Annotated in this window: 13 protein-coding genes; all 13 read left to right on the top strand. The window is 34.8% G+C overall.

The window, feature by feature from the left end; all coding sequences use genetic code 11:
- Nucleotides 1–30 precede the first annotated feature (30 nt).
- The 13 genes from SPD45_RS01350 to spoVM all read left to right on the top strand — a co-directional run bounded on the left by SPD45_RS01350 (nucleotide 31) and on the right by spoVM (nucleotide 12,621).
- Nucleotides 31–912: a YicC/YloC family endoribonuclease gene (locus SPD45_RS01350; protein ID WP_336265783.1), complete on the top strand. Its 882-nt coding sequence runs from the start codon at nucleotides 31–33 to the stop codon at nucleotides 910–912.
- A 33-nt stretch (nucleotides 913–945) separates the two neighbouring features.
- Entirely contained in the window at nucleotides 946–1,206 is a 261-nt protein-coding gene (gene remA, locus SPD45_RS01345; protein WP_336265782.1) for an extracellular matrix/biofilm regulator RemA, read from the top strand.
- A 15-nt stretch (nucleotides 1,207–1,221) separates the two neighbouring features.
- The gene (gene gmk, locus SPD45_RS01340) at nucleotides 1,222–1,833 is read left to right on the top strand and encodes a guanylate kinase (protein WP_336265781.1); all 612 of its coding nucleotides are present in this window, start codon (nucleotides 1,222–1,224) and stop codon (nucleotides 1,831–1,833) included.
- Nucleotides 1,834–1,840: 7 nt separating this feature from the next.
- Nucleotides 1,841–2,038 carry a DNA-directed RNA polymerase subunit omega gene (gene rpoZ / locus SPD45_RS01335; protein ID WP_336265780.1) on the top strand — a complete coding sequence of 66 codons (198 nt, stop codon included), beginning with the start codon at nucleotides 1,841–1,843 and terminating at the stop codon, nucleotides 2,036–2,038.
- Nucleotides 2,039–2,200: 162 nt separating this feature from the next.
- A complete protein-coding gene (coaBC, locus tag SPD45_RS01330; RefSeq protein ID WP_336265779.1) occupies nucleotides 2,201–3,409 on the top strand; it encodes a bifunctional phosphopantothenoylcysteine decarboxylase/phosphopantothenate--cysteine ligase CoaBC in 1,209 nt (402 codons plus the stop codon).
- The gene (priA, locus tag SPD45_RS01325) at nucleotides 3,406–5,802 is read left to right on the top strand and encodes a primosomal protein N' (RefSeq protein ID WP_336265778.1); all 2,397 of its coding nucleotides are present in this window, start codon (nucleotides 3,406–3,408) and stop codon (nucleotides 5,800–5,802) included. Before coaBC ends, priA begins: the two co-directional genes overlap by 4 nt.
- Before the next feature lie 13 nt (nucleotides 5,803–5,815).
- Nucleotides 5,816–6,754 (top strand): methionyl-tRNA formyltransferase, encoded by a 939-nt coding sequence (gene fmt / locus SPD45_RS01320; protein ID WP_336265777.1) that lies wholly within the window; start codon nucleotides 5,816–5,818, stop codon nucleotides 6,752–6,754.
- A gap of 5 nt (nucleotides 6,755–6,759) precedes the next feature.
- Nucleotides 6,760–8,100 (top strand): 16S rRNA (cytosine(967)-C(5))-methyltransferase RsmB, encoded by a 1,341-nt coding sequence (rsmB, locus tag SPD45_RS01315; protein WP_336265776.1) that lies wholly within the window; start codon nucleotides 6,760–6,762, stop codon nucleotides 8,098–8,100.
- A gap of 63 nt (nucleotides 8,101–8,163) precedes the next feature.
- On the top strand, nucleotides 8,164–8,919 hold the full coding sequence (locus tag SPD45_RS01310; RefSeq protein WP_336265775.1) for a Stp1/IreP family PP2C-type Ser/Thr phosphatase: 756 nt from the start codon (nucleotides 8,164–8,166) through the stop codon (nucleotides 8,917–8,919).
- Complete coding sequence (pknB, locus tag SPD45_RS01305) at nucleotides 8,919–10,907, top strand: Stk1 family PASTA domain-containing Ser/Thr kinase (RefSeq protein ID WP_336265774.1); 1,989 nt, start codon at nucleotides 8,919–8,921, stop codon at nucleotides 10,905–10,907. The genes SPD45_RS01310 and pknB overlap by 1 nt, the downstream gene beginning before the upstream one ends.
- Nucleotides 10,908–11,789, top strand: coding sequence for a ribosome small subunit-dependent GTPase A (gene rsgA / locus SPD45_RS01300; protein ID WP_336265773.1), 882 nt, complete (start codon nucleotides 10,908–10,910; stop codon nucleotides 11,787–11,789).
- A gap of 2 nt (nucleotides 11,790–11,791) precedes the next feature.
- A complete protein-coding gene (gene rpe / locus SPD45_RS01295; protein ID WP_336265772.1) occupies nucleotides 11,792–12,448 on the top strand; it encodes a ribulose-phosphate 3-epimerase in 657 nt (218 codons plus the stop codon).
- 92 nt (nucleotides 12,449–12,540) lie between these two features.
- Entirely contained in the window at nucleotides 12,541–12,621 is an 81-nt protein-coding gene (gene spoVM, locus SPD45_RS14370) for a stage V sporulation protein SpoVM (RefSeq protein WP_442961977.1), read from the top strand.
- The last annotated feature ends 218 nt before the right edge of the window (nucleotides 12,622–12,839 follow it).

Below are 12,839 nucleotides of genomic sequence, written 5' to 3'. Positions count from 1 at the left end.
TGTATAATATAAATTATTGGAGTGATGATAATGGTAATGAGTATGACAGGGTACGGTATAAGTGAGTTCCATGTAGAAAATACAACTTGTACTATAGAAATAAAAACAATCAATAGTCGTTACTTAGACTTTGTTCCAAAAATGCCTCGAATTTTACAGGCTTTCGAATTAGATATGAAACAACTCATACAACGTTATTTTGTACGTGGAAGAGTAGAAGTATATGTTTCGATAACTGGAGAAGCATTTATGGAAAAAGAATTACATGTAGATGAACCATTGTTACAGGCTTATTTGGATAAGGCGACGGAGTTAATGTCATCATATGGCTTGAAAAACGACCTTTCCATTCATTCCTTTATTCATCATGAAGACATTTTTTCTGTGCAAGAAAGACCTAAGCAACTTGATGCATTTCAGGAGAAATTTTTTCACTGTATGGAAGATGTATTAAAAGAAGTGAAAAGAAAACGAGAAGAAGAGGCGAACTTTTTACTCAAAGATATGATGAAACGGCTTCATACAATGAAAGATCTCGTCGAACAAATAAATGAGCGTGCGCCAATTATCATGGAGGCATATAAGTCACGTATTCAAGAGAGAATTGAAACGTACATAGGGGAACATATTCAAGTAGAGGATACAAATATATTGCAAGAAATCGCACTTTTAGCTGAGAAAGGCGAAATTACAGAGGAAATTACTCGTTTACAGAGTCATTTTCGACATTTCTCCAATGTGTTGAATGAAGCAGGTGCGGTTGGCAGAAAATTAGATTTTATTAATCAGGAAATACACAGAGAAATTAATACGATTGGTTCAAAGTCCATTGATCCATTGATGAGTGAATTAGTCGTGACATTAAAAAGTGAAAATGAAAAAATTAAAGAACAGGTTCAAAATATAGAATGAGACATTCGTGGTATACTATTAGGGGGTGCCATTTTGGCTTTGCAATTAATTAATATCGGATTTGGAAATGTTGTTTCGGCAAATCGAATCATTTCCATCGTGTCACCAGAATCAGCACCGATTAAAAGAATTGTTCAAGTAGCGAGAGAGAATAATAATTTAATTGATGCGACATATGGTAGAAGGACGAGAGCAGTGATTATTACAGATAGTTCATATGTTATTTTATCAGCTGTACAACCTGAAACAGTTGGACAAAGAGTATTAACACAAGATGAGATGACAGAAGACTAATTAGGAGGATACAGGTTGTTTGAGGAGAAAGGTATTTTATTTATTTTATCTGGACCATCAGGTGTCGGTAAGGGTACAGTAAGACAACGTTTATTTGAACAGGAAACACATTTAAAATATTCGGTGTCGGCAACAACGAGAGAAAAACGTGCCGGCGAACAAGAAGGTATCGATTATTTTTATACAACGAAAGAACAATTCGAGGCAATGATTCAAAATGGGGAACTACTTGAACATGCACAATATGTTGAAAACTATTATGGTACACCTCGTGCCTATGTGGAAGAACAATTAGAAAAAGGAAACGATGTATTCCTTGAAATTGAAGTACAAGGTGCATTACAAGTAAAGGAAAATTTCCCTGAAGGTGTCTTTATCTTTTTATTTCCACCTAGTTTGGAAGAATTAAAAAATCGAATCATTGGACGTGGGACAGAATCTGATGAACTTGTCCGTAATAGACTAAAAGAAGCAGAAAAAGAAATTAGTATGATGTCTGAGTACGATTATGTTGTCGTCAATGATGATGTAGATCAAGCTGTTCAAAAAATAAAAGCAGTTATTACGAGCGAACATTGCAAAAGAGAGAGAATTGAAGCAGAATATAAAAAAATATTGGAAGGATGAATAAAAAATGTTAGAACCATCAATTGATAACCTATTAAAGAAAATTGATTCAAAGTATACACTTGTAACAATTTCATCACGTCGTGCAAGAGAATTGCAAGATGAAGAGAATACACAAATAGAAAATCCAACATCAATTAAACCAGTTGGAATTGCTTTAGAAGAGATTCAAGAAGAAAAATTAGTATTAAAAGAAGAGGCATAAAACTTTTTGAAATAGAAAGTAAGAAAAGACGAACATGATCTTTGTATTTGAGCCTTCAACCATTTAGATAAATGTTTATTTTAAATGGTTAAGGTACGATAACAAATCGTTCGTCTTTTTCCTTTATTATTTGACGTCTATATTTTAAAGAGGTGATACAGCATGTTAAAAAATAAAAAAGTTTTACTAGGTGTCTCAGGAGGCATTGCAGTATATAAAGCATGTGATTTAACAAGTAAACTGACACAATTAGGTGCAGATGTAAAGGTTGTCATGACAGAAAATGCGACGAAGTTTGTTTCACCATTAACATTTCAAGCATTATCGAGAAATGAAGTGTTTATCGATACATTTGATGAGAAAGATGCTAGAAAGATAGCACATATTGATTTAGCTGACTGGGCTGATGTTGCAATCATTGCTCCAACGACAGCGAATATGATTAGTAAATTAGCAAACGGTATTGCGGATGATATGTTAACGACGATATTACTCGCTACAAGAGCAGATATTTATATCGCCCCTGCAATGAATGTGCATATGTATGATCATCCAGTCATAATGGAAAATATGAAAAAGTTAGCTGGTCTAGGTTTCCATTTCATTGAACCTGGTGCAGGTTATTTAGCATGTGGCTATGTCGGAAAGGGTCGACTAGAAGAACCACTTACAATTATACAAGCTATTGAAGAACACCAAAAAAACTTTGAATTATTAGCTGGAAAACATGTGTTAATTTCTGCTGGACCAACTAGAGAGGTGCTTGATCCTGTTCGTTTTTTCTCTAATCGTTCGACAGGTAAAATGGGATTTGCTCTAGCGGAATCGGCAGCAAATTTTGGTGCGAAAGTAACGTTAGTTGCCGGTCCAACAACTTTGGATATTCATCATCCTAATATTACTCGTGTCGATGTCGTAAGTGCTGAAGATATGTATGATGCTATGTGGCGTTATTATGAAGAGGTAGACATCGTTATTAAGGCAGCGGCAGTGGCGGATTATCGTCCTATTGAAACGTTTGATCAAAAACTAAAAAAACAAGGTAGTAATTTAGTTATTGAAATGGAACGTACGAAAGATATTCTACAATCATTGGGGGAAAAGAAAACATCCCAATATCTTGTCGGATTTGCGGCTGAAACGAACGATCCAATCGAATATGGAATTGGTAAACTACAGAAAAAACATTTAGATGCGATTGTTATTAACAATGTATCGTCTGCTGGTGCTGGTTTTGGACATGATACAAACATTGTAACCTATGTTAATAAAAACTTGGAGGAGACTCATATTCCGCTTGCATCGAAAGAAGTTGTTTCAGTACAAATTTTGCAAAAAATTGTAGAAGATATGAAGGATGATCGTCCTTGAACATAGCGAAAGTAATCGTGGATGTACCGTCGAGCTTGGTGAATCAAACATTTGATTATGAAATTCCAAAAAGATTAAAAGGAATTGTACAACCGGGAATGCGTGTTGTCATCCCGTTTGGTCCACGGAAAATTACTGGATTTGTCGATTCCCTTGTCCAACATTCTTCTTATGATACACTGAAAGAAATTATCGATGTGTTAGATATTGCTCCAGTTTTAACAGAAGAATTATTGCATGTTGGAAAATGGTTAGCTCATAAAACTTTATCGTTATATATTTCGACCTATAAGGCGATGTTACCTCAAGCATTACGGTCAACATATGATAAAGAGGTACAAAGAGTAGAAGATAGTATTTTACCAATGGACGTGGCGGCATTTTTTCATGAAAAACAATCCGTTCCATATGATGATTTTATTGAAAAATTTGGTCATCAAATATTGAAACAGCTTATAGACGAAAAGGATGTACAAGTTGTGTACGTTGTTACATCAAATATTACGAAACAGTATAAAACGATGATTATTCCAATAGATAAATCATCATTAAAAATGGCATATGAAGAATTGGATAATCGCGCGAAAAGACAAAAACAAATTATCGCATTTTTTATGGAATATCCGGATCCAATAGACCAAAAATTGTTATGTGATCAATTAAATATACAACGAAGTAATATTAAGCCGTTATTAGATAAAGGATATTTAACAGAAGAAAGAGTAGAAGTGTATCGTAATCCATATGATAGAGACTTTGAGAAAACGACTAATTTAACATTAACAGATGAACAACAAATTGCGGTGAATCGCATCCATGAATCAATCCAGAAGGAACAAGATACAACATTTTTACTACATGGAGTAACAGGAAGTGGGAAGACGGAAGTATATTTACAGTCGATTGAAAAAGTGTTAAATCGTGGGGAAGAGGCAATTTGTCTCGTTCCAGAAATATCACTTACCCCTCAAATGGTACAGCGATTCAAAGGTCGCTTCGGAGACAAAGTGGCAGTGATGCATAGTGGATTATCTACAGGTGAAAAATATGATGAATGGCGAAAAATCCAACGAAAAGAAGTACAAGTCGTTGTTGGAGCAAGATCAGCGATATTTGCTCCTTTTGAAAATTTAGGAATTATTATTATTGATGAAGAACATGAAACGACATATAAACAAGAAGAAACACCTCGTTATCATGCAAGAGATGTAGCGATTAAAAGAGCATCGCTACATGGTTGTCCAGTTGTGTTAGGTAGTGCAACACCAACATTGGAGTCGTTTGCCCGTGCAAAAAAAGATGTATATACATTGCTAACATTAGAACAACGTACAAATAGTCAGCCAATGCCGAAAGTAGACATCATAGATATGAGGGCTGAATTACATGCAGGTAACCGAACGATGTTTTCTCGGACGTTAATGGAAGAAATGAAAGCATGTATTGCACGTGGAGAACAAGTCGTTTTACTATTGAATCGTCGAGGCTATTCGACTTTTGCTTTATGTCGTGATTGTGGTCATGTAGAACAATGCCCGAATTGTGATATTTCCTTAACTTACCATAAAGGAGATCATCGCTTGAAATGTCATTATTGTACACATGAGCAACAAATGCCTGCACATTGTCCAAACTGTGAAAGTGATTTATTTCGCTTTTTTGGAACGGGAACAGAAAGAGTCGAAGAAGCATTGATAAAATTAATGCCTGAAGCATCCGTCATTCGAATGGATAACGACACAACACGTCGTAAAGGTGCTCATGAACGCTTATTACAAAAATTTTCGAACAAAGAAGCGAATATTCTTCTTGGTACACAAATGATTGCAAAAGGACTTGATTTTGAAAATGTGACATTAGTAGGTGTGTTAGCAGCAGATTCGATGTTACATTTACCAGATTTTCGTTCAGCTGAAAAAACTTTTCAACTAATAACACAAGTAAGTGGTCGTGCTGGTCGGCATGAATTAGAAGGAAAAGTAATAGTTCAAACATATACACCAGATCATTATAGTATCGACTTAGCAAGTATGTATGATTATATGGGATTTTATGAAAAAGAAATGCGATTAAGACGAACTTTTAAATATCCACCATATGTTTATTTAATGCTTGTGACAATTTCACATGAAAATATGTTTAAAGTACATGAAGTAGCGAATAAGATCGTGCAAATGTTACAACCAACATTACAAGCACAATCAATTATTTTAGGTCCGACACCATCACCAATTGCTAGAATTAAAAATAAATATCGTTTCCAGTTGATGGTTAAATATCGTTATGAACCAATATTGGAGCAAGAGATGGACCATATTTTAGAACAATTACAAGATGAGCGAAAACAAAATGTACAAATTATAGTCGATATGAATCCATATCAATTGATGTAGAAAGGAATAAAAAATGAAGAAAATTATTTTTATGGGAACACCGCATTTTGCAGTACCTGTTTTAGAAAGTTTAGTACAAGCAAATTATGAAGTTGTTTTAGTCGTCACACAACCAGATCGCCCAGTTGGGAGAAAACGTGTCCTTACAGCACCACCAGTGAAAGAGGCGGCTTTAAAACACAATATCCCTGTTTACCAGCCAGAAAAATTAAAAGATAGTTATGAAACATTATTTACATATGATGCTGATTTAATCGTTACAGCTGCATATGGTCAATTACTGCCAAAAGAATTATTAGAACATCCTCCACTTGGATGTATTAATGTACATGCCTCTTTATTGCCAAAATTACGTGGTGGTGCACCGATTCACTATGCTATTTTACAAGGTGAAAAAGAGACAGGGATTTCAATCATGTATATGGCTGAAAAATTAGATGCTGGAGATATTATTTCTCAAAAAGCAATTCGGATTGAAGAAGAGGATCATGTAGGATCACTTCATGATAAATTATCTGAAATTGGTGCACAATTACTAATAGAGACATTGCCGGCACTTTTGGAAAAAACAAATGATCGAGTAGAACAAGATGAAACAAAAGCGACATTTGCTGCAAATATAGCACGTGAACAAGAGAAAATCGATTTTACTCGAACACAAGAAGAGGTATATAACCATATTCGTGGCTTACACCCATGGCCTGTTGCCTATACAACTCATGAAGGTAAAACGATGAAAGTATGGTGGGGAAAGAAAGCTATAAATGAGTACCCTAGTAAACGAGCAGGTGAAATCGCCCACGTTGATGAGGAAGCAATTTATGTTGTGTGTGGCGATAAAAAGGCTGTACGTATTACAGAAGTACAACTTGCAGGCAAGAAAAAAATGTCCGTGAAAGAGTTGTTACGTGGAAATAAACAATTATTTCAAGTAGGACAGGTGCTGGAGTGACCAAAATGAAAAATGTACGTGAAGTGGCCTTAGAACTTCTTTTAAGGGTAGAGAAATCAGGTAGTTATAGTCATTTATTAATAAACCAAGTCATTGAGCAAGGAAAGGTACATGAAAAAGATGCAGCTTTATTAACTGAAATTGTTTATGGAACAATTGAGAGAAAAATTACTTTAGATTTTTATATACAACCATTTGTTTCAAAACAGAAAAAATTACAAGATTGGGTACGTGTATTGTTACGTATGTCTATTTTTCAATTAGTATATTTGGATCAAGTACCATCATATGCAGTGATTAATGAAGCGGTAGAAATCGCTAAAAAGCGAGGTCATAAAGGTATTTCTAGTGTCGTAAATGGTGTTTTACGCTCATTTCAACGTCAAGGTCCTCCGAAGCTTGATTCTATCCAAAATCAAATGGAACGGTTAGCAATTGAAACGAGCCATCCTACATGGTTAGTTTCTTATTGGATTAAAACGTATGGATATGAACGAACAAAAGAAATGTGTATGAAAAACAATGTGAAAAAACCAATGTATATCCGTGTCAACCAATTAAAAACGAATCGCGAAATAGTAATGGAAAAATTGGAAAATCATGGAATAGAAGCGACTCCATGCCCTTTTGTACCAGATGCTCTTAAAATTGTATATGGGAATGTCTTGAAAACAGATTTATTAAAAGATGGGTATATTACAGTGCAAGATTACAGTTCGATGTTTGCAAGTTATTGTTTGGACGTAGCAGAGGGAATGACAGTACTGGATACATGTAGTGCCCCAGGAGGAAAAGTCACGTACATTGGAGAAATGATGCATCAAATAGGTAATATTTACGCATATGATTTACACAAAAATAAAATGAAATTAATTCAAAACAATGCTATAAGGCTTGGAATTGACAATATTACCGTTGCAGCAAAAGACGCTCGAACATTAAGGGAGGAACATGAAAACGAGACGTTCGACCGTATTATAGTGGATGCACCATGTACTGGGCTAGGTGTACTGCGTTCGAAAGCAGATATTAAATATCATAAAGAAGAAAAAGATATGGAGGCTTTACAAAAGGTGCAAATTGCAATATTAAAAGAAATTGCACCATTATTAAAAGCGAATGGAAAACTTCTTTACAGTACATGTACGATTAATACGATAGAGAATGAAGCGGTAATACAAGCCTTTTTAACAGAACATACAAATTTTGAAATAGACAAATCATTTATAAATATGTGTAAGGAAATGATTGGTGATGCAGCACAAATTACAGAAGAAGGAATACAACTATTTCCACAAACATTGAATGCAGATGGATTTTTCATTACCAGATTGGTGAAAAAATAGGCACAAATTCTGCACATAATAATTCTTTTTTTTAGATAGACTAGGATGGAATGAGGTGAGCATGTGGATGGAAAAATAAAAACGGATCGTGGACAAGTACGTTCAACAAATGAAGATGCAGGGGCTATTTTAATTAACGAACATGAACAAGCATTAGCGATTGTTGCAGACGGAATGGGAGGCCACCAAGCAGGAGAAGTGGCAAGCCAACTCGCTGTACAACTTGCACGTGAAGCTTGGGAAAATGCAGAGAGATTTGTCACTCCGATGGAAGCCGAAATTTGGTTAAAAAAAATGATAGATAAAATGAATGAAGAAATTTTACAACAATCAAAGGAAAATGAATCATTAGAAGGAATGGGAACAACTGTCGTTATGACAATTTGTGCGTTTGAATTTGTTACAGTTGCACATGTTGGCGATAGTCGCTGTTACTTATTAACGGGTGAGAAATTCGATCAAATTACAGAAGACCATTCTTTAGTAAATGAATTGATACGTACTGGAGAAATTTCGAAAGAAGAAGCAGAAAAACATCCACAAAAAAATGTTCTGTTAAGGGCTGTTGGTACAGATCATCAAGCGAAAGCAGATGTTAGAACATTAATTTGGGAAGAAGATGATTTATTACTATTATGTTCTGACGGTTTAACAAATAAAATTTCTGACGAAGAACTTGAACATTATTTACGAGAAATGAAAGATGTAGATCAAGTTGCAAACGGATTAATTGAAGAAGCGAATAAAAGAGGCGGGGAAGATAATATAACGATCTCTATTGTCCGTAATCGACCTATTGGTAAAGTAGGTGATGAATGATGTTAGAAGGACATGTTTTAAATGAACGTTACCGTATAGAAAAAACTATTGGCGGCGGCGGAATGGCTAATGTGTATTTAGCACAAGATATGATATTAGATAGAGAAGTAGCCATTAAAGTATTACGTTTGGAATTCGCAAATGATCCTGAATTTATTGCACGATTTGATCGGGAAGCACAAGCAGCAACGAGCTTAACCCATCCGAATATCGTAAGTATTTATGATGTCGGAGAAGAAGGTAATATTTTATATATGGTCATGGAATATGTGGAAGGATCGACCTTAAAAGAATTTATTCAAGAACATGGACCATTAGAAGTGGAACAATCGATTCAAATCATGAAACAATTAACAGATGCGATTGCACATGCACACGCAAACGGACTTGTGCACCGTGATATTAAACCACAAAACATTTTAATGGATGAATATGGCAATGTGAAAATAACAGATTTTGGAATCGCAGTCGCGTTAAGTGCAACATCTTTAACACAAACGAATTCTATTTTAGGTTCTGTACATTATTTATCACCAGAACAAGCACGTGGTGGGATGGCGACAAGGAAATCAGATATTTACGCCTTAGGTATCGTGTTATATGAATTACTGACGGGACAAGTACCTTTTTCAGGGCAATCGCCTATATCTATTGCATTGAAACATTTACAAAATGATACACCATCTGTAAGAACAGTACGGCCTGAAGTGCCTCAAAGTGTGGAAAACATTATATTACAAGCAACAGCAAAAGATCCGTTTCACCGATATAATTCAGTACATGAAATGGAAGATGCATTAGTACAATCATTAGACCCTTCTTTAGCAAATGTAGCGAAATATACACCACCATTTGAAGCTGGTGAGGAAACAAAGGCTATTCCTGTCATTACAGATGATCAATTAAAAGATGCGAGTGCGGATGAAACATTAGTTCATCATGCAGGAGAAACGAAAAAGGTAGAAGAAAAGCCTACAAAAGTTGAAGAAAATGATGCAAAACCGAAAAAGAAAAAGCGATTCCGTAAAACAAAAATCGCTTTGCTTATACTAGCACTCATTATTATTAGCGTGATTGCTATTGTTTTATTTACAAGCCCGAAAGAAGTAGAAGTACCTGATGTCGTAGGTAAAGAAGCAGATGAAGCAGAAGATATTTTAGATGAATTAAACTTGAAGATCGAAAAGGAAATGACCTTCTCTGAAGATGTGGAAGAAGGATATGTGACAAAAACGACACCAGTTAAGGGCAAAAAGGTAAAAGAGACGTCGATTGTTAAAATGTTTGTAAGTGATGGAAAAGAGACATTAAAAATGGACGATTATGTCGGGGATAAATTTTCACAAGTAGAAAAGATATTAGAAGGGTTAGGATTTGAAGATATTATTGCATATGAAAAAGAATCAGACCGTCCAGTTGGCGAAATTTTAACCCAAATTCAACCAGCACCAAAATCGGATGTCGTTCCAAGCGAAACGAAAGTTATTTTTGAAATTAGTGGTGGTCCTAAAAAGATAAGTTTAAATAATTTAGTTGGTCAGTCACTAAATGACGTAAAATCATATGCAGATACAAATAATTTAAAATTAGAAGTAACAGAAGATTATTCAAATGATGTAGATGAAGGTAAAATAATGAAGCAAAGTCCAGAAGCAAATACAGATGTAGTCGAAGGAGAAACGATTAAAGTGACTGTGTCTGTCGGTCCGAAAGAATTGCCAGCAAAATCTCATTCTGTTACATTTACGGTCCCGTTTAAACCAAAAGAGGATGAAGATGGAGAAATAGCAACAACCCAAAAAGTAGAAGTATTTGTAGAGGATAAAAATACATCAATGGATAAACCATTGTATGTGGAAGAAATAAAGAAAGATGAACAATATACTTTAACTTTAGTGATCGATCCTGATAAGAAAGCGACATATAAGGTAGTCCGAGATGGAGAAGAGTTTTTAAATAAGACGATATCATATGAGGATGGGGATTAAATGAAAGAAGGAAGAATTGTAAAAGCGTTAAGTGGATTTTATTATGTTCAAACAGAAGACGCACTATATGCTTGTAAAGGACGAGGCGTATTCCGTAACAAAAAGATTACCCCACTTGTCGGTGATTATGTTCAGTTCAGGGAATCTGGGGAACTAGAAGGATATATTACGACAATTGAAGAAAGAAAAAATGAATTTGTGCGACCGCCTATTGCTAATATTACACAAGCAGTAATTGTAAATGCCATTACTGCTCCTTCTTTCAATCCATATTTATTGGATCGTTTTCTCGTCATCACAGAATTAAAAGGAATTAAACCTTGTATTGTTATGACAAAAAAAGATCTTGCAACAGAAAAGGAACTACTTATGATGGACACATATAAAGCAGATTATGAACAATTAGGTTACGATGTGTTCATTGTTAGTTTACAAACAGACGAAGAAATAGCATTTATAAAAACGTTATTAAAAGATGAGATGACGGTATTAATGGGACAATCTGGTGCAGGTAAATCAACTCTATTAAATACAATTAATCCATCCTTATCGATTGAAACAGGGGAAATTTCTATGAGTTTAGGTCGCGGGAAACATACGACGAGACATGTGGAATTGCACGAGGTAGCCGGAGGATTAGTTGCAGATACGCCGGGATTTAGTTCCATAGACTTTGATGACATGGATCATGACCAGTTGATGCATGGATTCATTGAAATAAGTGAGAAAAGTAGTTATTGCAAATTTAGAAGTTGTTTACATGTTAAAGAACCAAAATGTGCTGTAAAAGCAGCAGTTGAAAATAAGGAAATTAAACAGTATCGTTATAATCATTACGTACAATTTTTACAAGAAATAATGGAGAGAAAGCCGAGGTATTAATGATGACAAAAATAGCACCTTCGATATTATCAGCAGATTTTGCAAAATTAGGGGAAGAAATAAAAGATGTGGAACGTGGTGGAGCAGATTATATTCACGTTGATGTGATGGATGGCCATTTTGTACCAAATATTACTATTGGTCCACTTATTGTAGATGCCATTCGTCCAATTACGACATTACCTTTAGATGTTCATTTAATGATTGAACGACCAGATCAATATATTCCTGCATTTGCTAAAGCAGGGGCTGATATTATTACGGTTCATCAAGAGGCTTGTCGACATTTACACCGTACAATTCAATTAATTAAAGATAATGGAGTAAAAGCGGGAGTCGTCCTAAATCCAGCAACTCCTGTATCTAGTATTGAAGAAATATTATCAAATGTTGATATGGTATTAATTATGACAGTTAATCCAGGTTTTGGTGGACAATCATTTATTCATGAAGTACTTCCAAAAATTGAAAAACTACATACATTGCGGAAGGAACATCGATATTCATTTGAAATTGAAATTGATGGTGGTGTCAATGTAGACACTGCAAAATTATGTACGGATAGAGGGGCTGACGTCCTTGTAGCTGGAAGTGCAGTGTATAATAAGGAAGATCGTGCAGCAGCGATTACAGCAATTCGTCAAGCAACTTTAGATTAATTTTACTTCCATTGTTCTAAAAGATAGCTATGTACATACAATATTAGTAGAAAAAATGTCAAGCTAACTTGAACGATGGAGGAGGCAAATAAATGAAATTTTATACGATAAAATTGCCGCGGTTTATGAGCAATATAGTGAAATTATTCATCAATATATGGAAAAAAGAATGAAGAGGAATTATATGATGTAAGTTTCAATGTCGTGCTTGTTTCGTTCAGGTCATATCATTTATTTTCATATTTAGTTTGAAACAATTATATATTTGTCACATACAATAAAGCTACACTTCTTTTAGGACGCTACAAAGAAGTGTGGCTTTTTTATTTATTTCATACTATTTCACTATTTTTACAGTAAATTCAGAACTTTTTTTCTATTTTACATTACT

It is taken from the genome of Pseudogracilibacillus sp. SO10305, from assembly GCF_037072005.1.
Taxonomy (GTDB): domain Bacteria; phylum Bacillota; class Bacilli; order Bacillales; family Amphibacillaceae; genus Pseudogracilibacillus; species Pseudogracilibacillus intestinigallinarum.
Note: the sequence above shows the minus strand (reverse complement) of the source record. Positions and strands in the feature narration are given on the sequence as shown.